At 60.5% G+C, this 24,540-nt stretch carries 20 protein-coding genes; 12 read left to right on the top strand and 8 right to left on the bottom strand.

Features of this window, described 5'->3' with window-relative positions; translation table 11 throughout:
* Positions 1-512: 512 nt before the first annotated feature.
* Entirely contained in the window at positions 513-1,511 is a 999-nt protein-coding gene (locus tag K8U03_12130; GenBank protein MCE9605633.1) for a hypothetical protein, read from the bottom strand.
* A 374-nt stretch (positions 1,512-1,885) separates the two neighbouring features.
* Here K8U03_12130 and K8U03_12125 point away from each other — a divergent pair, with 374 nt between their 5' ends.
* Positions 1,886-2,713: an FkbM family methyltransferase gene (locus K8U03_12125; protein ID MCE9605632.1), complete on the top strand. Its 828-nt coding sequence runs from the start codon at positions 1,886-1,888 to the stop codon at positions 2,711-2,713.
* A gap of 24 nt (positions 2,714-2,737) precedes the next feature.
* Here K8U03_12125 and K8U03_12120 read toward each other — a convergent pair whose 3' ends face one another.
* Both K8U03_12120 and guaA read right to left on the bottom strand, forming a co-directional pair.
* Positions 2,738-4,702 (bottom strand): hypothetical protein, encoded by a 1,965-nt coding sequence (locus K8U03_12120; GenBank protein ID MCE9605631.1) that lies wholly within the window; start codon positions 4,700-4,702, stop codon positions 2,738-2,740.
* A 314-nt stretch (positions 4,703-5,016) separates the two neighbouring features.
* Positions 5,017-6,600, bottom strand: coding sequence for a glutamine-hydrolyzing GMP synthase (gene guaA / locus K8U03_12115; protein MCE9605630.1), 1,584 nt, complete (start codon positions 6,598-6,600; stop codon positions 5,017-5,019).
* A 474-nt stretch (positions 6,601-7,074) separates the two neighbouring features.
* Between guaA and surE the strand changes: the two genes are divergently transcribed.
* From surE to K8U03_12100, 3 genes are all read left to right on the top strand, one after another.
* Positions 7,075-7,854, top strand: a complete 780-nt coding sequence (gene surE, locus K8U03_12110; GenBank protein MCE9605629.1) for a 5'/3'-nucleotidase SurE — start codon at positions 7,075-7,077, stop codon at positions 7,852-7,854.
* A 63-nt stretch (positions 7,855-7,917) separates the two neighbouring features.
* Positions 7,918-8,418, top strand: coding sequence for a hypothetical protein (locus K8U03_12105; GenBank protein MCE9605628.1), 501 nt, complete (start codon positions 7,918-7,920; stop codon positions 8,416-8,418).
* Between the two features lie 157 nt (positions 8,419-8,575).
* Positions 8,576-8,875 (top strand): hypothetical protein, encoded by a 300-nt coding sequence (locus K8U03_12100; GenBank protein MCE9605627.1) that lies wholly within the window; start codon positions 8,576-8,578, stop codon positions 8,873-8,875.
* A gap of 170 nt (positions 8,876-9,045) precedes the next feature.
* Here the strand turns inward: K8U03_12100 and K8U03_12095 are convergent, their stop codons facing one another.
* The 3 genes from K8U03_12095 to K8U03_12085 all read right to left on the bottom strand — a co-directional run bounded on the left by K8U03_12095 (position 9,046) and on the right by K8U03_12085 (position 13,912).
* A complete protein-coding gene (locus tag K8U03_12095; protein ID MCE9605626.1) occupies positions 9,046-10,503 on the bottom strand; it encodes a DUF1501 domain-containing protein in 1,458 nt (485 codons plus the stop codon).
* 56 nt (positions 10,504-10,559) lie between these two features.
* Positions 10,560-13,301, bottom strand: a complete 2,742-nt coding sequence (locus K8U03_12090; protein MCE9605625.1) for a PSD1 and planctomycete cytochrome C domain-containing protein — start codon at positions 13,299-13,301, stop codon at positions 10,560-10,562.
* 146 nt (positions 13,302-13,447) lie between these two features.
* Entirely contained in the window at positions 13,448-13,912 is a 465-nt protein-coding gene (locus tag K8U03_12085; protein MCE9605624.1) for a transposase, read from the bottom strand.
* Between the two features lie 208 nt (positions 13,913-14,120).
* Here K8U03_12085 and K8U03_12080 point away from each other — a divergent pair, with 208 nt between their 5' ends.
* From K8U03_12080 to K8U03_12055, 6 genes are all read left to right on the top strand, one after another.
* Positions 14,121-14,678, top strand: a complete 558-nt coding sequence (locus K8U03_12080) for a Uma2 family endonuclease (GenBank protein ID MCE9605623.1) — start codon at positions 14,121-14,123, stop codon at positions 14,676-14,678.
* A 27-nt stretch (positions 14,679-14,705) separates the two neighbouring features.
* Entirely contained in the window at positions 14,706-15,263 is a 558-nt protein-coding gene (locus K8U03_12075; protein MCE9605622.1) for a Uma2 family endonuclease, read from the top strand.
* A gap of 33 nt (positions 15,264-15,296) precedes the next feature.
* Positions 15,297-17,612, top strand: a complete 2,316-nt coding sequence (locus K8U03_12070) for an FdhF/YdeP family oxidoreductase (GenBank protein ID MCE9605621.1) — start codon at positions 15,297-15,299, stop codon at positions 17,610-17,612.
* Positions 17,613-17,819: 207 nt separating this feature from the next.
* Positions 17,820-18,596 carry a DUF1080 domain-containing protein gene (locus K8U03_12065; GenBank protein MCE9605620.1) on the top strand — a complete coding sequence of 259 codons (777 nt, stop codon included), beginning with the start codon at positions 17,820-17,822 and terminating at the stop codon, positions 18,594-18,596.
* A 3-nt stretch (positions 18,597-18,599) separates the two neighbouring features.
* On the top strand, positions 18,600-20,519 hold the full coding sequence (locus K8U03_12060) for a B12-binding domain-containing radical SAM protein (protein MCE9605619.1): 1,920 nt from the start codon (positions 18,600-18,602) through the stop codon (positions 20,517-20,519).
* A gap of 161 nt (positions 20,520-20,680) precedes the next feature.
* Positions 20,681-21,361: a transposase gene (locus K8U03_12055; GenBank protein MCE9605618.1), complete on the top strand. Its 681-nt coding sequence runs from the start codon at positions 20,681-20,683 to the stop codon at positions 21,359-21,361.
* 169 nt (positions 21,362-21,530) lie between these two features.
* Here the strand turns inward: K8U03_12055 and K8U03_12050 are convergent, their stop codons facing one another.
* Positions 21,531-21,686, bottom strand: coding sequence for a hypothetical protein (locus K8U03_12050; protein ID MCE9605617.1), 156 nt, complete (start codon positions 21,684-21,686; stop codon positions 21,531-21,533).
* 173 nt (positions 21,687-21,859) lie between these two features.
* Between K8U03_12050 and K8U03_12045 the strand changes: the two genes are divergently transcribed.
* The gene (locus K8U03_12045; GenBank protein MCE9605616.1) at positions 21,860-22,984 is read left to right on the top strand and encodes a Xaa-Pro peptidase family protein; all 1,125 of its coding nucleotides are present in this window, start codon (positions 21,860-21,862) and stop codon (positions 22,982-22,984) included.
* Positions 22,985-22,999: 15 nt separating this feature from the next.
* A complete protein-coding gene (locus tag K8U03_12040) occupies positions 23,000-24,037 on the top strand; it encodes a hypothetical protein (GenBank protein ID MCE9605615.1) in 1,038 nt (345 codons plus the stop codon).
* A gap of 70 nt (positions 24,038-24,107) precedes the next feature.
* Here the strand turns inward: K8U03_12040 and K8U03_12035 are convergent, their stop codons facing one another.
* On the bottom strand, positions 24,108-24,521 hold the full coding sequence (locus K8U03_12035; protein MCE9605614.1) for a hypothetical protein: 414 nt from the start codon (positions 24,519-24,521) through the stop codon (positions 24,108-24,110).
* Positions 24,522-24,540 lie beyond the last annotated feature (19 nt).

Raw genomic sequence — 24,540 nt, 5'->3', positions numbered from 1 at the left:
GACGATGGTCGATCGAACGAGAAAGCAAATCGTTCGGTGTCTCTTTCCGGCCTGCGGTGGGTATGGGTTTGCTTCGGCAAACACGCACGCAGCGCGATCCTCGGTCGTCTTGCGTTCGTGGATGAAACGCAAAACGACAACCAACGAGGATCGAAACTTGCACGACGTTCTCTGCGAAGTTGCAACATCGCAGGGACCGCTTCGCTGCCCTGGGCGTCGTCCGGTGCGTCGTCGCCTGAGCCAGCCTTGCTTCCCGCGAAGCAAGCCGGTTCGGGCGGAATGCTCTGCGCAGAGAATCGTTTGACAAGAAGCCCAAGCCCGCTCGGGCGACGACGCACGAACTTTTTTTCGAGTCGCAAGCCGGCGCGATCACGGCCGTGCTTTGTTTGAGTAGCAGGCACGTTCCACGTGCCGTCCGCCACGTGCGCCGTTTAGCGAAGAAGCCGTGTCGGTTGCAAAAAGTCCTCCGTGGCGGACGGCACGTGGAACGTGCCTGCTACCTTGGCGTCACTTTATTTCACGAAGCTGGTGCGGTTGTCTTTTTCCTCGGCGGAAAGTTCGCTTTCGACATACGGGCCGGGATAAACCGTCGTGTACGTTCGGCCGGAAGGGAGTTCGACCATGCGTCGGGTATCCGGATGCGCGGAGGGGCCGTAGCGATTATCCTTGCCGGCGTCGATCAGTTGGAAGGAGTCGGCTTCTCTCCAAACCGCAGTTTCCGGCTGAGCGGGAGAAAACTTTTCGAGATAAGGAATCGCATAGCCCCATGCTTTCACAAGCGTTCCGTCGGCCGGATAGCGCACCGTGCCGAGCAGCGCCGCATGTTGCGACGAAGCTTGGTACGTCGCGGCATCGAAATAAACGACAGGAGTATTGAGTTCCTCAGTAGCAGAAAGATACAACGAGTATTCCAGCCATCCGTCGGCATCGTTGTCGGTAAATCCTTCGTTGCGGAAGTCGTGAAGCGGGTCGGTGCGGAAACGAAATGCATCACTTCCTTCCGCCTGCAGCGAGTCGCGCCGGAACGGATTGTCGCGGTCGCGATGAAAGCCGAAGAGACTCTTACGGTCGGTATACTTTTCGGCATCGAACGGAGCCGGAAAGCCTCCCAGCCAAAACACCAGCGACTCGGCCGGATCCAGCATGTCTAAGTTGAGCGGCTCGGGTTGGCCCGAGCGATTGATGAAAAGGTACGCTTGCTCGTCAGGCGCAGGAGTCGAGAGCAGTCGCTCGCGCAAGCGTTGGTAGTCTTGCACCGTTTTCCCATACGCGCTCCCGGGAAAAGCGGTTGCTAAGTGCTTCATAAACCGTTCTTGTCGCGCGACGAGGCTCGCGTCGGCGAGGCAAGGGGGGAACTCACCGTATCTCTCTTGATAACCTCGCATCGCGGAATGGAGTTGGCTGATCTCCGTTTGGGCATAGTACGGATGGCCGCATGAGAGAATGATGTTTCTCACATAAGCCAACAGCAGCAAGATGACGAGAGCGGACGCGATCAGAAAATTGCGCATCGGCGAGCCTCGCTGTTTCCCCAGGGGTGCGCGAACGGTGTTTATCATACACACGTTTGTCTACAAAGTAGCAGGCACGTTCCACGTGCCGTTCGCCACAGCTGATACGGAACGATCGTGCGGTGCGGCCCCGGATATGCATCCGGGGCTATTGAACGGAAGCTGTGTGTGAACGGAGGTTGCGTGCGTCGCGATCTTGCAATTAGCTCGAACGGCGCACGTGGCTGACGGCACGTGGAACGTGCCTGCTACTTTGGCGCAAATACTTGCCGTCGGATGCGAGGCCTTCGTAGTATGATGGGTAACGGGATGAAAAGCGTCTGGCCGGTGGGCTTCTGCTGGGCGACGAACGGTTCGCGGGAGAGGTAAATTCGATGTGGTTGCTACGTTGGTTGCCGATCGGGGTTCTGCGCTGGATCGCGGCGCTGCAATATCGACTTCCCCTCGTCGGCCCGTGGCTCGGTTGGGCCAATCAGCGGTTGCTGGCGAAGGAAGGGGTGATCAAACACGGCATCGGCGCCGGCCTGCGCTTCGATGCGCGCGGTGGGAATGCGGGCTACCTGCTGGGAACGTCGGAACCTCACGAACAAGACGCGCTTGGCCGGTATCTGCTCCCCGGCGGAGTCTTCTACGAGATCGGCGCCAACATCGGGTTCTACACCACGCTCGGAGCCCGGCTGGTCGGGCCGAAAGGGCATGTGGTTGCGTTCGAGCCGAACCCGGCGTGCGTAGCTCAAGTGAAGAAGAACGCCGGCCTGAACGGCTTTGCCAACGTCGAGACGGTCGAGACCGCCGTCGCGTCGACGACCGGGCGCACGCGGCTCTACTTAGCCGCGGTGACCGGCCACAGCACGACCACGCCGAAGGATCCGAACCGCGACGGCATCGAAGTCGCCGTCACGACGATCGACGACTTCGTACGCACGCGCCGACCGCGCGGCCCGACGCTCGTGATGATCGACGTGGAAGGAGCGGAGATCGAGGTGCTGAAAGGGATGCAAGAAACGCTCCGCGAGTTTCGCCCGATCGTGATGTGCGAAGTGCATTGGATCGGCGACGCATTCCTAGCGTATTGCCGCGAACAGATCGTCCCGCTCGGATACACGCTGGAACCGCTCGAAGGAACGGAGTTCCCACCAAGCCTCACCCGTTACCACGCAGTGCTCGTTCCGAAAGGTTCGCCTGCTGCGGCCGCTTCGTAAGCGGTCGTCCGGCTCGACCGGAAACTATTTTGATTTTTTAAGCAACAGCCGCTCCACACTTGCCGGACTTAAGCTGATATCAACATGAGATCCAGATTTACTTATACTTTCGGAAAAATAAATCCCTTCCACGTAACGATCGAATTGCTCTATCGGCGCTACCAGAAACATTTCCGCGTTGTTGTCAAGGACATACACCCTAAACGCCTCTCTTCCATCGCGAAGCGCCTCGCGAACGGCGGTTCGAGCGACGTCGTCCGTGGGCATTCCCCCGACCTTCACAATAGCGACCTGCGTCTCTCCGTGTTTTTTGCTTAGCCGACAATGATCCCAGAAAAGTGAGTCATCTCCGTTGATGGCCTCATAACGATCGGTTTTGGTGACTCCATTCACATCGATAGGATTTACTTTTTTCGTAGCGAGATCGATCGTGATCGTGGAAGACGATTCGTCGACACTCACGATCCTCCCGAAATCGATCGAAGCTGTGAAAGTCTTGAAGTCGTCGACTTTAACTACGAATTGTTCGCCTTGCCGACCCAGTGAGCTGGAGTAAAGAATCGGTACTCGTTTTCTTAACCACAGGAAGACCGCGTTCGGCTTGGCTCCAAACCCTGCAATCCGATTGGCGACGTTGATGATCGCGACATGCCGGTCGCCGTGTATCCGCCGCAGATCCTCAAAATCCTGATCGATGTGTCTACTACCGTGCCGTAACGTCATTTTATAAGCCTCGATCGCTTCGGCATCCTTACGAAGTTCAGCCATTCGGAGAACCTTTTCCGGATCGACGTGGATCGTGATTCTATGATTCGCTTCGTCGATTTTCGTCGACTTGGCAAACTCGAATGTCGCGGCTAAGGCATGTATGTCGCCGACCGGTGCATAAACGGATTCGCCCGACTTCTGATAAATCAACCAATTCATTCTGTTGTGAGACTGATTCTTTCGGAGAGAATGGAAAATGACGGAAGTGTCTACCGCACCAGAAAGACCTTCAAAGACAACGAACACGACTGACTTTTCGCCATAACGATCGTACAAGTTTTTAGCGAGTTCGATATTTTGGGGAGCCTTACTCGATCTCAAGAACGCCGTTACGCCTCGTTCCTCGTCTTCCGCCTCCATAAACCGCCGCATCTTTTCATGGTTGAACTTCAACGTGATCGTACGGGTCGCGTGGTCGATGTCCTTAACATCGGTGAACTTCACGTTGGCCGCGAATTGCTGCAAGTTTTTTATTGCAAGAAGCCATTGCAGCGTTTCTTGATCGAGGCGCTTAGACTGGCGGTTTTGCATCCCCTTCGTTAAGTTTCGTTCGATCGATTGTCGAATTCGATCGTTTGAGGGAACGTTCTCCAAGATGACCATCGCGATCGAAAACTTACCGTGCTCGGTCTCGAAGCTTTTCCAAGTTTCTTCGGAGATGCCTTGAGGATGAAATCGCACCTTCGGCGGTTCGGAACGCGCCGCACGGGGAACGGCAGGAGTCGGTCGCGGCCGCGGCCCGGCAAGCTTATCGCCGTTCATCCGTATGGCCGTAATGGAAACCACGATCAGCGCGATGAGTGCCGTCATAGCCACATAACCGAACGACACGACTTGGGCCATACTTTCGCCGAGCGAGGGTTCGTTCGCTTGATTTGGCTGCGCATACGCGCTGCTCGGTTGCGCGAGGGGCCTACTTCGCGAATACCAAAACCAGGCAAGTCCGAGACTAATGGCCGCCCAACTCGTGGTGACAACGAAGATGCCCCCTTGATCGCGAACGATCAATCGATTTTCTTGAAACCGTCCGTTCAGCGACAGGCACAGAATGAGAACGTAGAACGCGAGCGGCGTACCGACCATCACCAAGACCATCGGCCAATTCGGTTGATGCTCGCGGCCGGATTGCGAAGCGTCGATTTGAACGTGCTTAGGTTCGGTATCCGGTTCGTTACGCTCTTTCAACGTACGGAATGGGACCGGCGCGAACGGGAGCGGCATCGACTGTAAACATCGGAGCCGGAATCGCGGTCGAGATCGCGAGCGTAATTCGTGACTTGCAGGCAGGGCAATCGGCCTGCGTGCCGACTCGTTCCGGAGGAACATTCAGCTTCCGACCGCACGCGGAACACGGAATCATTACCATGAATGCCTCGAATGAAATCACGATCGGTGTAATGCCTGTGCCATTACACGTTTATTACGTGAGGACGATTCTAAGCGAATGTAACGAGCGAGAAGAGAGAGAAATTACACCTTTCTTGACGCGTCGCGACAAGCACTCTTCTGCGCCACGCCTCTTTCACTTCTTTACTTCATTCCCACTCGATCGTGGCCGGGGGTTTCGAGCTGATGTCGTAGACGACGCGGTTCACCCCCTTCACTTCGTTGATGATTCGGGTCGAGATGCGGGCCAGGAGGTCGTACGGCAGATGGCTCCAGTCGGCGGTCATGAAGTCTTCCGTGTTCACGCAGCGAACGGCGATCGTTTCTTCGTAGGTGCGCGCGTCCCCCATCACGCCGACGCTCTGCACCGGCAGCAATACGGCGAACGCCTGCGACGTCGCACGATACAAACCGGCCGCCTTGATCTCACCGACGACGATCGCGTCGGCGTCGCGCAGTTTGTCGAGCCGGTCGCGATTGATCGGGCCGAGGCAGCGCACCGCCAGGCCGGGACCGGGGAACGGATGACGCCAGACGATCTCCTCGGGCAAGCCGAGCTCGAGGCCGAGCGCGCGGACTTCGTCTTTGAACAAATCTCGCAGCGGCTCGATCAGTTTGAACTGCAAATCTTCGGGCAAGCCGCCGACGTTGTGATGCAGCTTGATCGTCGCCGCAGGTCCGTCGGCGGCGGCGCCGCTTTCGATCACGTCGGGATAAAGAGTGCCTTGCGCAAGAAACGTCGCGTCTTTGATCTTCGCCGCTTCGTCGGAAAAACAATCGATGAAGGCATGGCCGATACGACGGCGTTTCTCTTGCGGATCGACGGTGCCGGCGAGCGCTTTCAGAAACCGATCTTCGGCTTTCACCACATGCAGGTCGGCCTTGAAGTGGCCGGTGAACTCGCGAATCACGGCCGCTTCTTCGTCTTTGCGGAGCAAGCCGTTGTCGACGAGGATGCACGAGAGCTGATCGCCGATGGCCCGCGACAGAAGTGCCGCGACGACCGAGGAATCGACACCGCCGGAGAGTCCGCAGATCACCCGTTGGTTGCCGACTTGCTCGCGGACGCGCTCGATCGTTTCGGCGGCGAACTGCTCCATCTTCCAAGTGCCGAGGCAGCCGCAGATCCGTTTCAAGAAGTTATGCAGAATGGTTTTGCCTTGCGGCGTGTGCGTGACTTCCGGATGGAATTGCAAGCCATAGAACGGCAGCGACACATGCCGCACCGCGGCGATCGGGCAGGTGCTCGTGCCGGCGAGCGGCTGGAACTCCGCCGAGACGCGCGAGACCTGATCGCCGTGGCTCATCCAGACTTCCATCTCGGTCGGTGCGTCGGCGAACAACTCGCTGCCGGAATCCGATACATGGATCTTGGCCCGACCGTATTCGCGCGCCGGCGCGCTCTCGACCTTGCCGCCGAGCGTTTCGCAGGCGATCTGCATTCCGTAGCAAATGCCGAGCACGGGAATGCCGAGCTTGAAGAGTTCGCCATCGCACTTCGGCGCGGTCGTTTCGTACACGCTGGAAGGACTGCCGGAAAGAATGATCCCGCGCGGCGCGATGGCCCGCAGCCGTTCGGCGGTGATGTCGTGGCGCACGATCTCGCAATAGACATGCGCCTCGCGAACGCGACGGGCGATGAGTTGGGCGTACTGCGAACCGAAATCGAGGACGACCACCTTTTCGTCGACCAAACGACGCGAACCGGCAGAAGCGGCGGACGGAGAGGGCATAGCGAAGTTCTCTAAAAGCCACGGCTCGGGGCCGTGGGAAGCGTAACGAAAAAAAGAGGCAGCGAAGCGGAGCAAGTTAGCGGAACGAAGTTTCGATCCGCCGTTAAAAACAAAGCACCCGTCGACGATGACGACCGTACGGTCGGTCACTGTCGACGGGCGACCAAACCGCGATTATAGAAATCCGCACCCCGCAAGGCTAGCGGCGAGAAAGCTGACGCGCCGCTCACCGGCACCTCATCACCCGCTCACGGTAAACGACCATAATCCACCTATTCGACGAACCCATCAAGGAGGCAAGACGGCGACGAATTCCCGTGATTCAGGCCTGTTCGCGGGCTGTTTCGCTCTTGGTTTCGCTGCGTCTTGCCGGCCGTAACCTGAATCGTGGCCTTGTTTTCGATTGCCGGTTCCCGAGGGGCTAATTACGATGGAATTTTGTCCGCTAGGAAGCCTCGCGAAGAAGGATCGACCGTGCGAATACTGCTGACGAACGACGACGGAATTTACGCCCCAGGGATTCGAGCCTTAGAACGGGAACTCCGGCAGATCGCCGAAGTGACGGTCGTTTCGCCGCTGGTCGAGCAGAGCGGCGTCGGGCATTCGATCACGTTTCTGAGCCCACTGGTCGCGCGCGAGGAGTTCGACGGCGACGTGCGCCGCGGTTGGGCCGTCGAAGGAAGTCCGGCCGATTGCGTGAAGCTCGGGCTGTTCGAGTTCTGCGCCGGCCGGCCGGACTTGGTCGTGAGCGGCATCAACGGCGGGCTGAACGCCGGAATCAACGTGCTGTATTCGGGAACGGTCGCCGCAGCGATCGAAGGGGCGTTCTTCGGGCTGACGAGCGTGGCCGTATCGTTGGAATATTCGGAACATGCGAAATTCGATTCAGCTGCGCTCTTGGCGCGGCGCGCGATCGAGCAAATTGTGGAACGTAAGGACGACGGACACCAACCAGCGGAGCCGCAACTCTTCAACCTCAACATCCCGACCGCCGCACTGGAGCCGGGAGGATCGCGCGACGTGCATGTCGTGCCGATGGGGTTGGACCGCTACGGCGAATCGTACGAGAAGCGCATCGATCCGCGCGGTCGGGCCTACTACTGGGCGACGAACGATCCGCCGCCGCGACCGAGCGAACATGAAACCGATCTGACCGCACTCTCGAAAGGATATGTGACCCTTACGCCGCTCCACTTCGACCTTACGAAGCACGAGCGGCTGGAACGAATGCGCAGTTGGAAGCTGAAGGTGTAGAAGTTGAAAGCGTAAAACGGTTTTGCCTTTCGATTCCTCACTTCACCACGAAGGAGCGACGACATGCGATGGACCGCTCAGGCGATGATGATTTCGGCTGCAATGGCCGCGGCAGGTTGCGAGCCGGCGAGTCAACCGACTCCGGCCGCGAAGGCGCCGGCTCCGGTCGTCGAAGCACCCGTCTTCGCTCCGCCGCCGCAACCGAAACCGACATTATCAACGACGACAACGACGAAGAAGAACACCGAACTCACTCCGGCCGACGACGTAGCACGCCACCAAGCGAGCGCGGCGATGACCGTGAAAGGAAAGTACGAAGTCGATCTGATCACGACGCCGCTGACCGCTTATTTCACGGTGAAGGATCAGCTCGTTTATCAGGTTCAGATTCCGAAGGCGATGCAGTATTTCGAACTCGCGAACAACCGCAAGCCGGCTTCGCACGAAGAATTCATGGAACAAATCATCCGCAAGCAAGGAATCAAGCTGCCCGAACTCATGCCCGAGCATCGCTACGTTTACGATCCGAAGAAAGCGGAACTATTCGTCGAGCACCCCAAGTAACCGGGCAACCCAAGTAGTCGTCGGTAGAAACAAGACAACGCGTTACGTCGCACGTCGAACTCCCCGTTCCTCGTGCGGCACGCGATTCAAGTCTCCCCGTTTTGCATTTTGCATTTCGACTTTTCCGTTTCAAATCTCCCTCCCCAAGATTCACATCATGACACGCATCTTGTCTGCGGCGGCTTTGGCCGTCGTCGTCGTGCTCGGCGCGCTCCCCCGCGCCGAAGCCGGCAACTATCTCTTCGAGCGGTCGTACTACAGCCACGCTCCGGCGAAGACCGTCGAGATCGGACCGGCGGCGCATCGCGTACCGACGGGTCCGTATTTCTCCGGCCCGCGCGGCGTGGCCGTGAACAGCGGCTACCGTTTGCAGCGCAGCATCATGCGCGTCGGCGGCAACGTCGTCGATCAGACCTACAACTGGGATAGTTGGGTCCAATCGTCGTCGAAATACTAGGTGAGGAAATGACTAAGGCCTAATGTCTAATGACGAAGGCCAAGCGCGAACCCTTCTCCCGGCGGGAGAAGGTGGCCGATAGGCCGGATGAGGGGCGCCGACGCAGCAGCTCCATCCCCAAGCGATACATCAACGCGCTGCATCTGCTTCTTCAACCGACCACTGCTTTATCACGCCAGCAACTTCTTCACCACGTTGCCATGCACGTCGGTGAGCCTAAAATTCCGGCCTTGGAACTTGTAAGTCAGCTTCAAGTGATCCAGGCCTAAGAGGTGCAAGATCGTCGCTTGCAGGTCATGCACGTGGACGGGATCTTCGACGACGTTGTAGCCGATCTCGTCGGTCTTGCCGATCGTTTGGCCGGGCTTCGTGCCGCCGCCGGCGAGCCAGCAGCTATAGGCGTCGATGTGGTGGTCGCGGCCGACGAGGTCGCGCGGCTCGCCCATCGGCGTCCGTCCGAACTCGCCGCTCCACACGACAAGCGTGTCTTTCAATAAGCCTCGCTGCTTGAGATCGCGCACGAGCGCCGCGGCCGGCTGATCGACCTCTTTGCAAATGTTCGTCAGCGGCTCGCCGAGATGCGTCGTCGGATTGCCGTGGTGGTCCCAATCGGAATGATAGAGTTGCACGAATCGCGTGCCGCGCTCGATCATCCGGCGCGCGAGCAAGCAATTGTTCGCAAACGAAGTCTTGCCCGGTACTGCGCCGTACATCTTCATCGTCTCTTCGGTTTCGTCGGACAGGTCCATCAAGTCCGGCGCACTGGCTTGCATCCGATACGCCATCTCGTAGGCCGCGATGCGCGTGGCGATTTCCGGATCGCCGACGGCATCGAGATGTGCGCCGTTCAGATCGCGCACGGCCGAGAAGAAATCTCCCTGTCGCGCCCGATCGACGCCCGGCGGATTGCTCAGGTTTAAGATCGGCTCGGGCCCCGAGAGAAACGGAACCCCTTGATAAGTCGTCGGCAGAAAACCGCTCGCGTAGAGCGCCGAGCCGCCGCGCGGCCCGCGCGGGCCGCTCTGCAACACGACGAAGCCCGGCAGGTCTTGCGACTCGCTGCCGATGCCGTACGTGACCCAAGCTCCCATGCTCGGCCGACCGCTGAACTGCGGCGAGCCGGTGTTCAAGAAGAGCTTCGCCGGACCGTGGTTGAAGACGTCGGTCTTCATACTGCGGATCAGCGTCACGTCGTCGGCGATCGAGCCGAGGTGCGGAAGCGTCTCACCGAGTTCGAGCCCGCTTTGGCCGTGCTTGGCGAACTTACGGCGCGTGCCGACGAGCTTCGCCGTCCCTTTGATGAACGCGAAACGCTTTCCCTTGGTAAACTCCGGCGGCACGACTTGGCCGTCGAGCTCTTGCAGCTTCGGCTTATTGTCGAACAGCTCGAGTTGGCTCGGTCCGCCTGCCATGAAGAGGAAGATCACGCGCTTCGCCTTCGGAGCGAAGTGCGGCGGCTTCGGCTCCAGCGGCGACTTCCCTTGGATAGCGGGTGCGGCGGCCAAACCGTTGGAGACAATGCCTTCATCGGCCAGCAGCGAAGCCAGCGCGATCCCGCCGATCGAAAGACCGGCTCCTTCGAGAAACTGCCGGCGCGTGGCGGCGAGCGCGTGCCGATCGTCGAGCATTCGCAGCAGTTGGGCCGAGGCTTCGTTCATGGGTTCTATTCCTACTAACGACGAGCCTATTCGCGGGTAATGAATTCGTCGAGATTGAGCAACACACGCGCCACGGCCGACCAAGCGGCAAGATCAACCGGAGGCTTCTCTTTTGCTGCCGCGCTAGCCGATGCAACCGTCGTCGCAACAGCCGCCACGTTCGCTTGCGGGTTCGCGGGCGCAGCCGTTTTACTAGCAGAAGCCGCCGCAGAAACCACAACCACCGGCGGCGCGCTCCGCTCCGCGATCAAATACCGGTGCAGCCGCTCGACCTCGATCGGCTTCGGCTCGCGCGCGAAGCACACTCGGAACGCATACGCGATACGATCGGCATCGCTCGAAGCAGGGGCCTCGCGCAGAATGCGGTTCGCCGTTCCCGCGGCCATCTCGACGAAGGCCGGATCGTTGGCGAGCGTCAATGCTTGCAGCGGAGTGTTCGAGCGCACACGGCGCGTGCAGGCGGCGTTCGCATCGGGAGCATCGAACGTCATCAGAAACGGATAAGGGCTCGAACGCCAGAAGTAGGTATACATCCCGCGACGATAACGGTCGGTCCCGGTCGTAGCGGGCCAGAATTTCTTGTTCTGCGTGAACGCATAGATTCCCTCGGGCTGCGGCGGATAAACTCCCGGTCCGCCGACTTCGCGCGTCAGTAGCCCGCTCGCGGAAAGAGCGGCGTCGCGAATCGTTTCCGCTTCCAGTCGAATCCGCGATTGCCGAGCGAGGAGCTTGTTATAAGGATCGCGCTCGAGCAACTCCGGCCGCATCGCCGACGATTGTCGATACGTCGCCGAGGTGACGATCAACCGATGCACGCCCTTTTGCGACCAAGCGCCCGTCTGCGAGCCGTCGCCGCGCACGAAGCGATCGGCCAACCAATCGAGCAACTCCGGGTGCGTCGGGCGATCGCCTTGCGTGCCGAAGTCGTTCTCCGTGCCGACGAGCCCGACGCCGAAGTATTGCTGCCAGATCCGGTTCACGGTCACGCGCGGCGTCAACGGGTTCTTCGGGTCGACGAGCCAACGGGCCATGTCGAGCCGGGTCGCTTGCGGCTTCTCGCTCGAGAGCGGAGGCAACACCGCGAGCGTGCCGGGCTCCACGTTGGTTCCCTTGCGAAGGAAGTCGCCGCGGATATGGATATAGCATTCGCGCGGCTTCGCCATCTCGCGCACGATCAACGTCGTCGTGATCTTGGCCTTGAGTTGTTTATGTTTGGCGTTGAGCTCGGCCAGCTGCACATCGAGCGGCCGGCGTTCCGGATCGAACTTCCGCCACTTGTCGGCCAGCAGCGTCTTCTGCACTTCGGTGCGTTTCTCTTCGGCAATCGTCAGCGCCTTGGAGACGTCGTCGAGGACGCCGACCACTTCCGGCAGATCTCCTTCGGTTCGCAACTTCTCGATCTGGGTCCGAAGCGTCTTTTCCCAATCGCGCTGACGTCCCGGCGAACTGGCTTCAACATCCCCCAAACGCTTCGTCACCTGCGCGATCTCGGCCAACAGCGCCGGCTCTTCCTTCGCTTGATGCTCCGTGGGAAACGAAAGCATCGGCTCTTCGCAACTGTTGAGCAGCGCGAACATCCGATAGAACTCGCGCTGCGAAATCGCGTCGTACTTGTGGTCGTGACAACGGGCACAGGCGACCGTGAGCCCGAGCCATACGGTGCCGACGGTGCTTACGCGATCGATGACCGCTTCGACGCGGAACTGTTCCTTGTCGGTCCCACCTTCTTCGTTGACGAGCGTGTTGCGATGGAAGCCGGTGGCGATGAGCTGCTGTTGCGTGGCGCCGGGGAGCATGTCGCCGGCGATTTGTTCGATGGTGAACTTGTCGAACGGCAAGTCGGCGTTCAAAGCGTTGATCACGTAGTCGCGATACTTCCAAATCGAGCGGCCGCTGTCGATCGTGTAGCCGTTCGAGTCGGCATAGCGGGCCGCATCGAGCCAGTGGCGTCCCCAGCGTTCGCCGTAGTGGGGCGAAGCGAGCAAGCGCTCGACCAATTTCTCGTAAGCATCCGGCGCGTTGTCGTAGACAAACGCTTCGACTTCGGCCGGCGTCGGCAACAAGCCGATCAGGTCGAGGCTCAGCCGGCGAATCAACGTCGCGCGATCGGCCTCGGGCGAAGGAGCGAAGCCGGCCGCTTCGAGCTTCGCGAGCACGAAGCGATCGAGCGGGTTGCGAGCCCAAGCGGCGTTCGCATTCTTAGGAAGCTCCCCGACGCGGATCGGCTTGTAGGCCCAATGGTCGTTGGGCTTCGCGGTCGCATTCGGTTGCGAGGCGATAGCGGCAAGTTGTGAGCCCCGCGCGCCGGCATCGATCCAGCGGGTGATCATCGCCACGTCGTCGGCCTTCATCTTCGGCCCTTCCGGCGGCATGACGGAGAGATCGTCTTTCCCAAGCATGGCCGACACCAGCCGACTCGTCTTCCCTTGGCCCGCCACGACGGCTGGGCCGGCATAGCCTCCCTTGAGCATCGCCGCGACGGAATCGAGCCGAAGGCCCGACTCTTCTTTCGCCGCACCGTGGCACTTGATGCAGTGGGCAACCAAGAACGGATGGATCTGCTTGTCGTAGTCGGGAGCCACGGCCGGCGACGTCGCAGGAATCGCAGGGATCGCAACCGACACGGCTGCCGGTTGAGACGCCGGTTTGTTGGCTGCAATGGTTGCCGTAGCGGCGGGCTTCGCCTCGGCGCCAATTGCCGATGGGGTCGCCGGCAGGGCGAACAAGAGCGCAAGCGCCGACACGACGAACTGGCGGCCGAAAGACATCAGAGGTCCGAAGGCGGGGTGGCGGGGTCTGGAAACCGAAGTAAAAGGCGGGGCTCGCAGCAGACGCGAGCGGCCCTCTATCGTACGCCGGCGAGCGATCCGCGCCAATAAAATGGACGCATCTGCAACCGTCGCGGCCGGCAGGGCTATTCCTTCCGCTCCGCTTCGTCGTGCGCGGCTGGGGCGAAGGGGTCGTGGTTGTCGACCAGTTCTTCCCCGTTGTAGCCGTCGGCGTCGGGATCGTGGTCTTCGGCTTCGTCGGCAGGGTCGTCCTCGGTTTGCTCCAGCGCTCCCGGCTCCGGTTGCGTGAGCCAGAGGATATTGCAGGGGCGGCAGCGAAACGTGAGCCCGAGCCGGCGCGTCCGGACCTTGTCGGCCGTCAGCGCGGAACCGCACTTGGGACAGGTCGTGGTTTCGCCGGCGCTGAACCAGCGGATCGCCAGCGCGATGGCGAAGACCGCGAAGGCGACGTTCATCACCGTCACAAGATCGTGCAGCCCGAACGACTTGGCGATGAGGCCGCCGACCAAACAGCCGATTCCGCCGGCGACGAGCCCGAACGAGACTTGAGCGGTGTGCCGAGCATAAGTCGAATGAACGCGGCGCTGCATGCTGGCTTCCTCAAAGGTTTTCGCGACACGACCATTACAACACGCCGAGCCCGAAACGAACAAGCCGAACTCGATATCTGCGTATTTACAGGCTCGCACACGAAGCTTTCGGCTACACCCATTGGGGCGGCGCGGTACAATCGGGAGAGTGCCGATCGAACTGAATCGGCGACACGATTTTCCGCGTTCTCGCTTCGCGAAGCCATCTATGGCCACGACCAACGCCCTACTCACCGCCGAAGAATTCGCGCAGCTCGGCTCCGACCAAGGTCCGATGGAGTTGGTGCGAGGACAGATCATGATGATGAACGTACCTGGTGCTCGCCACGGTTATGTCTGTTTCAACATTGCGTTTGAACTGGGCGACTATCTGCGCAAAAATCCTATCGGTCGCGTCTTTTGCAACGATGCCGGCTTCGTCACTCATCGCGACCCAGATTCGGTTCGCGGTCCCGACGTGTCGTTCTACAGTTTCTCTCGCCTTCCGAAAGGTGAGGTGCCGAAAGGATATCCTGCACAACCGCCGGAGTTAGTGTTTGAAGTCAAGTCGCCGAGCGATACGTGGAAAGAACTTCACACGAAAAACGGTGAGTATATTCAGGCAGGTGTCGCAATTGTGTGCATCGTCGATCCAGAGGACGAAATCGTGACGATTTATTCCTCCGACCGCAGCGATGTCAGGCTCGAAGGCGACGCCGTCTTCGCGCTCCCGGACTTGCTGCCGAACTTCGCCGTGCCGATTCAACGTTTCTTTCATGCCTCGTAACGTTGCCCAGTTCGGGTAATGCGCATCATGACCACGACCAACGCCTTACTTACCGCCGAAGAATTCGCGCAGCTCGGCTCCGACCAAGGCCCGATGGAGTTGGTGCGAGGACAGATCATGATGATGAACGTACCGAACTTCCGCCACGGGGTCGTCTGCGTCAACATCGCGTTCGAGTTGCGCGACTATCTTCGCAAGAACCCCATCGGCCGGGTCAGCGGAAATGATTCCGGTGTCGTGACGCATCGCGATCCCGACTCCGTACGCGGAGCCGATGTAGCCTATTACAGTTACGCGCGACTTCCGAAAGACGAGGTCCCTCTAGGTTACCCCACGCAACCGCCGGAACTGGTATTCGAAGTCAAGTCGCCAAGCGAAACTTGGAAAGACTTGCTCGCGAAATCGTCCGAGTATCTGCAGGCCGGCGTGTCGATCGCCTGTGTCGCCGATCCGGAACACGAAACCGTGACGATCTATTTCGAGAACCGGCAGGTCGTGACACTCGAAGCCGATGCCGTCTTCACGCTCCCGGACTTGCTGCCGAACTTCGCCGTGCCGATCGCGCGCTTCTTCCACGCCCAATAACATCCGCCCACCTCGCAACACGCCCTTCGATCTATGAAAAAACTTACGTCCGGCGGCGGCTGGCAGGCCATTCGCTATACCTTTCGCAAGGCCTACGAATCGAGCGGGTGGAAGATCTGGAAGTTCTGGACCGCGATGCGCTCCAAGAATGCCTGCAAGACCTGCGCGCTCGGAATGGGAGGCCAGTCGGGCGGGATGGTCAACGAGATCGGCCACTTTCCCGAAGTCTGCAAGAAGTCGCTCCAGGCGATGGCCTCCGACATGCAAGGAGCCATCAAGCCGGAGTTTTGGAGCACCTACGCGGTGCCGCAGTTGCAAGCCTTCACGCCGCGCGAGCTCGAATACTGCGGCCGGATCGTGCAGCCGGTCGTGCTCGAAAAAGGTGCGCAGTATTACAAGCCGATCTCTTGGGACGACGCGCTGACGCGCATCGGCGACAAGCTGCGCGCCACGAAGCCGGATGAATCGTTTTGGTATTTCAGCGGGCGCAGCTCCACCGAAGCAGGCTTCCTGCTGCAACTCTTCGCCCGCGTCTACGGCACGAACAACGTCAACAACTGTAGCTTCTATTGCCACCAAGCCAGCGGCGTCGGGCTCACGAACGTGCTCGGGTCGAGCGTCGGCACGATTCAGCTTCACGATCTCGACTCGGCCGATTGCGTGTTCGTGATCGGCGGCAATCCGGCCAGCAACCACCCGCGCTTGATGACCACGCTGAAGAACCTGAGCCGGCGCAAAGGGGAAATCATCGTCATCAATCCGGTCGTCGAGACCGGCATGGTCAATTTCAAAGTGCCGAGCGATCCGATCAGCATGCTCTTCGGCACGAAGATCGCCACGCTCTACGTGCAGCCCGACATCGGCGGCGACCTCGCGCTCATCACCGGCATCTCGAAGCGCATCCTCGAAATGGACGCCATCGACCGACCGTATCTCGAGGCCTATTGCGAAGGCTGGCCCGCATACGAAGAGCGGCTGAAGACTTTGACTTGGGACGAGATCATTCGCAAGTCGGGCACATCGAAAGCCGACATCGACGCCATCGCCGAGCGCTATGCCGCGGCGAAGAACGTCGTCTTCTCTTGGACGATGGGGATCACGCATCATGTGTACGGCGTCAAAAACGTCGAAGCGATCGCGAACCTGGCGCTGATGCGCGGCATGGTCGGTCGGCCGGGCGCAGGGCTGATGCCGATTCGCGGACACTCGAACGTGCAAGGGATCGGCTCCGTCGGCGTTACTCCGAAACTCAAAGACGCGATCTTCCAACGCTTGGAAACGCACTTCAACGTCAGCCTGCCGACGACCCCCGGGCTCGACACGATGGGCTGCATGGAAGCTGCCGATGCGGGACGGATGCGCGTCGGCTTTTGTCTCGGCGGCAATTTGTTCGGGTCGAACCCGGATGCCACTTATGCGCAGAAGTCGCTTAGCGGCGTCGATCAGCTCGTCTACATGAACACCACGCTCAACACCGGCCACGCCTTCGGGCTGGCCGACCGAGAGACGATCATCTTGCCGGTGCTTGCGCGTGACGAAGAGCCGCAAGCAACGACGCAAGAGTCGATGTTCAGCTACGTGCGCATGAGCGACGGCGGCCCGCGCCGCCACGAAGGCCCGCGCAGCGAGATCGAGATCATCGCGCACCTCGCGCAGCGCGTGCTCGGCACCGAAGCGACCGGCCCCATCGACTGGCGCGGCATGGAGAGCGCGCGGCGCATTCGCGAGACCATCGCCGCGGTCGTGCCGGGCTTCGACAAGATGGCCGAGATCGATAAGACGAAGCAAGAGTTTCAGATCGATGGGCGAACGTTCTACACACCCCGCTTCCCCACGTCGTCGGGCAAGGCGAAGATGCTCGTGCATGACCTGCCCGACCTGCCGGGCTGCGATGCCGAAGGGGTGAGCGATGGCCGGCTGCGGATGATGACGGTGCGCAGCGAAGGACAATTCAACACGGTCGTCTACGAAGACTACGACCTCTATCGCGGCATCGAGCGGCGCGACATCATCGCGCTGCATCCCGACGACGTTGCACGGCTCGGCCTTACCGACGGCGGACGTTGCCACATCGCGAACGAAACCGGCGAGATGCGCAACGTCGTCGTCACGGCGTTCGACAAGATCAAGGCCGGCAACGCGCTGATGTATTATCCGGAGGCGAACGTCTTGGTGCCGCGCTCGAGCGATCCTTCGTCGAAGACGCCGGCTTTCAAGAGCGTGCTCATCACCGTAGTCCCGGCAGCGGCGTTGAAGCGCGACGAGCGATTCGTGCCGATGGCGGCTCTAATGGCGAATGGCCGCACGGCCGGCGACGGCGCGGTACACAGCAAGCAGAACGCTTGCTGAAGTTTCCCGATTACGCCGATCCTCCGAGGAGAGCGGGGGACCGCGAGGCCCTCGTTTCTTCGTAACCGGAAGGAATTGCGAGACTTCGCATGCGGAGAACCGAATGGGAGCCCTCACTACTCGCCGCTCGCCAAGCCGGCGAAGCGTAGTTAGGATGGAACGTTCCTCTGTTTACGCTTTCCCTTCGCTTTTGCCGAGACTTTCGTCATGTCGTCGCTACGCCGTTGCGCGGGTTTCTTCTCGAGCATTTTTATTGCGCTGGGCGTAGGCCTGCCGTTCGCTTGCGCCGACGACACAGGCTTCGTCTCCCTCTTCAACGGTAAGGATCTCTCCGGTTGGCTGGTGCCCGAGGGTGATGGTGGGCACTGGAAGGTCGTCGATGGCGTGATCGATTACGACGCCGAGACCGAGGCCAAGGGAGACAAGCATCTCTGGACCGACAAGCAATACGGCGACTTCGTCTTCCGCTGCGAGTGGCGCATCACGTCGACGCCGTATCTGAACCCGCGCGTACCGATCATCCAAGCCGACGGCACGCACAAGCTCGATGCCGACGGCAAGCCGATCACGATCACCGTGCCCGACAGCGACTCCGGCATCTTGTTGCGCGGCGACATGAAATCGCAGATCAACATTTGGTGCTGGCCTTGCGGCTCCGGCGAGGTGTACGGCTACCGCATGGATCCGACGATGCCGGCCGCGACGCGGGCCGACGTCGTGCCGCGCGTGAACGCCGATAAGAACATCGGCCAATGGAATAAGTTCGAGATCACGGTGCGCGGCAGCCGCGTGTCGGTCGTGCTCAACGGCCGGCAGGTGTTGCAATACGCCGAGTTGCCCGGCCTGCCGGCGCGAGGCCCGATCGGCCTGCAGCACCACGGCAGCAAGAACGCGCAAGGGGAATGGACGAGCCCGCCGTCGCTCGTGCAGTTCCGCAACATCGAGATCCAAGAGCTGGCGCCTCTCGCGCCGAAAAAGAAGTAACCGATGTCCATGCGCCGCGTACTTCTTTGTCAGCTGCCGATCCCGCCCGTCGGGCCGACGCCGGTCCACGGTAACGTGCCGCTCGCGGCCGGCTATCTGAAGATGTATGCCGAGCTGCGCGGCCTCGGCGATCGCTACCGCATCGACATTCTGCCGACGCACGAAGCGAACACGTTCGGCGATGCGGCGCTCGTCGAAGCCATTCTCGCGCGCGAGCCGTGGATGGTCGGGTTCACTTGCTATTTGTGGAACATCGACCGCACGCTCTGGATTCTCGAACGACTCAAGGAGCGCCGGCCGGAACTGATCGTGGTGGTCGGCGGGCCCGAGATCACGGCCGACAACGATTGGACGCTGCGCCATCCGGCGGTCGATTACGCGGCGGTCGGCGAAGGGGAACAGACGTTCGTCGAGCTGCTCGCGGCTTTGGCCGTCGACGACGCGATTCCGATCGTTCACGGCCTGAGCGCAATCGCGGGACTGCATGTGCGGGGGATGACGTCGCGGCCGCTGTTTCGCAAGCCGCTGGCGCACCTGAACGATATTTCGTCGCCGTATCTGGCGGGCATTCTCGACGCCGGCGACGAGAAGATGCTGCTGTTGGAAACGATCCGCGGCTGCGTCTATAAGTGCAAGTTTTGCTACTACCCGAAGAGCTACGACGCGCTGTATTACGTCGAGGAAGAGAAGATCGTCGCGAACTTGCGGCACGCGCGCGAGCGGGGAGTGCGCGAGGTCGTGCTGCTCGATCCGACGCTCAACCAAGGCCGCAACTTCGATCAATTCGTCGGGCTGCTCGCGCGCGAGAACCCCGACAAGCAGTTCACTTACTTCGGCGAGCTACGCGCCGAGGGAATCAAAGAGTCGACCGCGAAGCTGCTGCGCGAGGCGAACTTCACCGAAGTCGAAATCGGCTTGCAGTCGGTCGATCCGCTCGCGATGGAATTGATGGACCGTAAGAACAACATGAAGGCGTTCGAGCGCGGCGTGAAGTCGCTGCTCGACGTCGGCATTCGCGTGAAGGTCGATCTCATCATCGGCCTGCCGGGCGACACGGTCGATAGCGTGCGCCGCGGGCTCGACTATCTACACGCCAACCGGTTCTTCAGCTCGATCCAAGTCTTCAACCTCGCGATTCTTCCCGGCACGGCGTTCCGGAGCGAAGCGGAAATCCTCGGCCTACAGTACCAGACCCGCACGCCATATTACGTGATGAAGACGCCGACGCTCGACATCGGCGAGATGTACGAACTGATGACCGAAGCGCAAGAGATGTTCGACATCGAGTTCGACCCTTGGGAAGAACCGTTGCTGACGTTTTCGCCGGAGGAGACTTGGGTGGACGGAGTCGGCGCAGGGGCGGGCTCGACGGCTCGCGAACCCGCAAGCGGCGACAATGGACTGGTACACAATGGACTGGTACACGATGGACTGGTGCATTGTCGGCTTGTCGACTTGGATTCGATGCGTGCTACGACTGGTGAGCAGCAAGCTGCTCCGCCGGCGGCGCGGATGTCGCAGGCGTTCACGATCTGGCTTCGGAGCGGCGACTTCGCAGCGGGGCGTGCGCGGGCGATCGAGATCGTCGGCGAGTCAGTGCGGAACAATCCGCATGGAACTTTCCAGATCATCCTCGAGCCGACCGAGCGACACGCGGCCCTGTCGCCCATGATCTTAGACGACCTCCTGCGCGCGGCCTTGGAATCGACGTCGTATCTCGATCGGTTCTACGCTGTGATGCCAGGCCGACCGAAAGGGGCGAAGCGGCTCATCGTTTTATTGCCGCAACATCTCCGCGCGGAACTCGGCCGCGACTGGGCCGACGCGCTCGGCGAACTCGCCACGCTCGTGTGGCAAGGAGAAGCCGGCGAAGACCAAGCCGAAGAATTCGACCTCGACGCCTACGAGATGCTCGTAAAGTAGCAGGCACGTTCCACGTGCCGTCCGCCACAATTAAGAACGCCCCGCCGAAAAGGATAGAGTAGGCTTACGGCCCGCAGCTAAAGCAGTTTGTCGCCGGACACAGACGGCCGCTCGCACCTCGTTTTTGCTTCCATGGCCCGCTTGGTTACGGCACGTGGAACGTGCCTACTACTTTAAAGGCGATTGATTTGGGATTCGAGCTTTTCGATCCGAAAGCTGAGTTCGATGTTCGCTCCGGCAACATGCCGCATTGGTATCAGCCGGGCGTCACCTACTTCGTAACGTTCCGAACCGCGGATTCGGTCCCTGCGGAGCTTTCGCGAGGCTGGCGATTGCGGCGCGACTCTTGGCTTCGAGAACGGGGCATTAGTCCCGAAAGCGCCGACTGGAATCATCGCCTCAAAGCCGACCGTGACTTGGAAAAAGAATTTCAAGCAAAATTCATTCCCGAGTTCATGGAGTGGCTGGACCGAGGTCTCGGCGAGTGCGTGTTGCGAAAACCGGAGTTCAACGGGATCGTCGCCGAAAGTTTACGAAGCGGAGACGGTGACCGCTATCGACTCGGCGATTTCGTCGTGATGCCGAATCATGTTCACTTACTCGTTGGGCTGATCGGCAACACCGAGATCGAACGACAATGCTTCTCTTGGAAGACTTATACCGCCAAACGAATCAATCGATGCCTGGGCCGAAAAGGTCGATTTTGGCAAGAAGAGAGTTTCGACCATCTGGTGCGCAGTCCGGAGCAGTTCGACTATTTGCAAAATTACATCGCCGAGAATCCGCTTAAAGCCAAGCTTCCCGAAGGCGATTACATTCACTATCGCTGTCCGACAAAGTAGCAGGCACGTTCCACGTGCCGTCCGCCACGGTGGAGATGGCCCCGCTCTGAAGGAATCGGTAGGTTTACGGCCCGCAGATAAAATCCTTCGGTCGCTAAATACAGACGGCGGCTCGCACCTCGCTTTCGCTTCCACGGCCCGCTTGGTTACGGCACGTGGAACGTGCCTACTACTTTTTATCGCTGGGCAACGTGCCGAAGGTCTTCCAGTAGTCGTGCCGCAGCGTGCCGAATGCGAAGAAGAAGACGATCAGATTCTCGACCAGCAGCGCCGCAATCGCCTGCGGATAGGGAGCCGTTTCGATCCATTCGATGAGCGCTTGCATGGATCTTATTGTAGGGTTTTCGCCGCGGATATTCATCACGCGGCTAGCGACGTTCCGTTGCTCGTAGCAAGAATAGTGCCTGAGGACTACGCCTACTCGCTTGCATTTATTATTCTTTGACGAAGCGAATCCCTCGCGGGCGACTATTTCTCACTCTCCGAACAGTGAACCACATGGCTTTCGAAATCGATCCTTCCGCGTGCCGTCATCGTCAACAACGCTTGCAGGTCGAGATGCGGAAGCGCGATCTCGATCTCGTGATCGTCGCGCGCACCGAGCATGTGCAATGGCTCGCGGGCCCGCGATTCGGCTGGGTGTTCGAGCCGCTCGGGGCGTTGTGGAAAGACGGCTCCTTCACGCTCGTCGCTCCGAACGAAGCGCCGGCGGTTCACGCAGCCGACGCCGTGGCGACATACGAAGCTCAATGGCTCTGCACGCTTCGCAACGACCAGCGTCAGGCCGCGGTCGATGCCATGCGCAAGGCGCTCGCCGGCCAAGGGGAGGCGCGGCGGATCGGCGTCGAGTTCTCTTGTTTTCCGCAACACTATGCCGAAGCCTTGCGACAAGAGAGCGACGGCAAGATCGAGCTCATCGATATCGAGCCGGCGCTCTTCAAGCTCCGGCGTCGCAAAGATGCCGACGAACTGGCGCGGATCAAGCATGCCATCGGCGCGACCGGTGCGATGTACGCCAAGGCCCGCGAGATCGTCCGGCCCGGATTGAACGAGCTCGAGATGTTCAACACGCTTCAAGCCACGGCGGTCGAATATCTCGGCGAGATGCTGACCGGCACCGGCAACGACTACGCCAGCGGCGAGCCGGGCGGGCCGCCGCGCAATCGCAAGATCGAAGCCGGCGAGTTGTACGTGCTCGATCTCGGCCCGGCTTTCCGCGGCTACTTCGCCGACAACTGCCGCGCGATCGCCGTCGACGGCCGGCCGACTCCGCGACAACTCGATTGCTGGAAGCACATCGCCGAGGTGTTTCCGCTCGTCGAACGAACGGTGAAGCCCGGCGCAAGCTGCCGCGCGCTATTCCATCAGGTGAAGACCCATCTCGATACGTTTCCCGAGGCGAAATTCTTCCATCATCTCGGCCACGGCATCGGGCTGTTCCCGCACGAAGCGCCCCACTTGAATTCGCAATGGGACGACGTGTTCGAAGTCGGCGACGTGTTCACCTGCGAGCCGGGGCTCTACGATCCGACGCTCCGCGGCGGGATTCGTTTGGAGAACGATTACGTCGTGACCGAAACGGGGGTCGAGCTGCTGAGCCCGTTCCCGCTCGGGTTGACTTAGGAGACTCATCGACCGATGCGCAGCTTTCTCTTCATCACGGTCGTCGCTGTGTTCAGCCTGCTCGCGGGCATGCTTTTACTGTACCTCGCGGTCGACGGTAATTTTGGTTCCACCGCCGCGAAGCCGATCGCCGAGACGAAGCCGATCGAACTGGCGATGCAAGCCTATCAGGATATGTATGTCGAGTATCCTCCGTGTTTCGGCGAAGAAGCTCGGACCGAGCGGCGCGTGCGGCTCATGCGGCATCTGATCGCGAGAAATTTTCGCCTCAGCCACGGGACTCCTTACGACACTTCCGGCGTGCCGATTCATACCAGCAAGCTCTTCGGTTTCTATCGCGACAGCGCCACGATCTTCCGACGTGATCCACGGCAGGAAGAAGGGGGCGACCCGCTTCGGTTTCGCACGGAGCCGTTGTACGCATTCGATGAAAGCCGCCTCGTCGATCGCGACGGCGACGGCTGGCTGGAATACGCCTTCACGCACGAAGAGGTCTCGGCGCCGTTCGTCTACTTCGATGCCGCCACATATCGAGCCACGACGAGCACGCCGGCGATAAGCATGCCGGCGAAAGGCGCTGTCGAGAGCCCTGCCAAAACCGCTGCCGGTAAGCCTCCTAAAGAGCCGCCGAAAGAGGTTGCCTTCGATGTCGCGAGGCTCGGCACGATCCGCTATCCGGCCACCGGCAGCGCGCTGGTCGAAGTATGGGGCCAAGCGCTTCCGTATCTCGAAAAGTTCACGCCGGACAAGCCGCAAGAAACGGTCTGGAGCAAGAGCGATTCGTTTCAACTGATCGCCGCCGGCGCCGACCATCGCTACGGTCCCGCCGACGCCACCCTGCGACGATTCGTCACCTTCCCCTCGGGCCATACCTGGGCGACGACCGACGGCACGACGTACCACGGCAGCGAACTGTCGGCGGAAGAATTCGACAATCTTACCAATCTGACAGACGCGACTCTCGGCGAAGCGGCTGCTCAAGCTGCGGCAGCCGCAGCCGCGGCGGAAGCAGCCACGGCGGAAACAGCGGCACCGGCGGCCGTCGAGCAATAGGCGACTCGCCCCTTCATCACTCTCGGGCACTTCTCACGCGAGGCAGACGCGCAGGAGTAAGGTCCCGGAGCTACCAGCCTAGCGGGCGGCGATGAAACGGGACTTTCGTATAGCCGGGGTCGGGCACCGAGATCGGGCCGCGCCCGCCGGCGGCTGCGCCTGCTACCTTCTTGCCGGCGCCGCCGAGTGTCGAGCCGGTGGGAATCGGCTGGCGATGCGGCACCGACTGCGTCGGGCTTCCTGAAAGGTTGTGCCCGAGCTCGCCGAACGGTTCGGCCGGGAGCGAGAAGAGAGAGTTCATCGACCCGATCGGCCGGGGCTGTTGAAACGACGGATTGCCGGCTCCCGGCAAGAGTTGCTGCTGAAACCCGAACGGCTCGAACGGCAGCGGCGGCAACGAGGGAGGAGCCTCGGCCGAGGCGACCAACTGCATCGCGAGCCAGGCCGCCGACGCGAGCGTCGTCTTACGAACTGCGGCGGGCATTCGTCGATCGCGCATTTCG

This window comes from Planctomycetia bacterium (assembly GCA_021413845.1).
In the GTDB taxonomy this organism is placed as follows: domain Bacteria; phylum Planctomycetota; class Planctomycetia; order Pirellulales; family PNKZ01; genus PNKZ01.
This window is presented reverse-complemented; position numbering and strand designations above follow the sequence as displayed.

What these genes read in the sequence shown, in the direction of transcription:
- K8U03_12050 (MCE9605617.1), bottom strand. Translation starts at nt 21,686, where the DNA reads ATGCAAGCGCTCATCGAATGGATCGAAACGGCTCCCTATCCGCAGGCG.
- K8U03_12075 (MCE9605622.1), top strand. Translation starts at nt 14,706, where the DNA reads ATGACCACGACCAACGCCTTACTTACCGCCGAAGAATTCGCGCAGCTC.
- K8U03_12130 (MCE9605633.1), bottom strand. Translation starts at nt 1,511, where the DNA reads ATGCGCAATTTTCTGATCGCGTCCGCTCTCGTCATCTTGCTGCTGTTG.
- K8U03_12035 (MCE9605614.1), bottom strand. Translation starts at nt 24,521, where the DNA reads ATGCCCGCCGCAGTTCGTAAGACGACGCTCGCGTCGGCGGCCTGGCTC.
- K8U03_12105 (MCE9605628.1), top strand. Translation starts at nt 7,918, where the DNA reads ATGCGATGGACCGCTCAGGCGATGATGATTTCGGCTGCAATGGCCGCG.
- K8U03_12065 (MCE9605620.1), top strand. Translation starts at nt 17,820, where the DNA reads ATGTCGTCGCTACGCCGTTGCGCGGGTTTCTTCTCGAGCATTTTTATT.
- K8U03_12125 (MCE9605632.1), top strand. Translation starts at nt 1,886, where the DNA reads ATGTGGTTGCTACGTTGGTTGCCGATCGGGGTTCTGCGCTGGATCGCG.
- K8U03_12070 (MCE9605621.1), top strand. Translation starts at nt 15,297, where the DNA reads ATGAAAAAACTTACGTCCGGCGGCGGCTGGCAGGCCATTCGCTATACC.
- K8U03_12060 (MCE9605619.1), top strand. Translation starts at nt 18,600, where the DNA reads ATGTCCATGCGCCGCGTACTTCTTTGTCAGCTGCCGATCCCGCCCGTC.
- K8U03_12090 (MCE9605625.1), bottom strand. Translation starts at nt 13,301, where the DNA reads ATGTCTTTCGGCCGCCAGTTCGTCGTGTCGGCGCTTGCGCTCTTGTTC.
- K8U03_12120 (MCE9605631.1), bottom strand. Translation starts at nt 4,702, where the DNA reads ATGCCGCTCCCGTTCGCGCCGGTCCCATTCCGTACGTTGAAAGAGCGT.
- K8U03_12100 (MCE9605627.1), top strand. Translation starts at nt 8,576, where the DNA reads ATGACACGCATCTTGTCTGCGGCGGCTTTGGCCGTCGTCGTCGTGCTC.
- K8U03_12045 (MCE9605616.1), top strand. Translation starts at nt 21,860, where the DNA reads ATGGCTTTCGAAATCGATCCTTCCGCGTGCCGTCATCGTCAACAACGC.
- guaA (MCE9605630.1), bottom strand. Translation starts at nt 6,600, where the DNA reads ATGCCCTCTCCGTCCGCCGCTTCTGCCGGTTCGCGTCGTTTGGTCGAC.
- K8U03_12095 (MCE9605626.1), bottom strand. Translation starts at nt 10,503, where the DNA reads ATGCTCGACGATCGGCACGCGCTCGCCGCCACGCGCCGGCAGTTTCTC.
- K8U03_12085 (MCE9605624.1), bottom strand. Translation starts at nt 13,912, where the DNA reads ATGCAGCGCCGCGTTCATTCGACTTATGCTCGGCACACCGCTCAAGTC.
- K8U03_12040 (MCE9605615.1), top strand. Translation starts at nt 23,000, where the DNA reads ATGCGCAGCTTTCTCTTCATCACGGTCGTCGCTGTGTTCAGCCTGCTC.
- K8U03_12080 (MCE9605623.1), top strand. Translation starts at nt 14,121, where the DNA reads ATGGCCACGACCAACGCCCTACTCACCGCCGAAGAATTCGCGCAGCTC.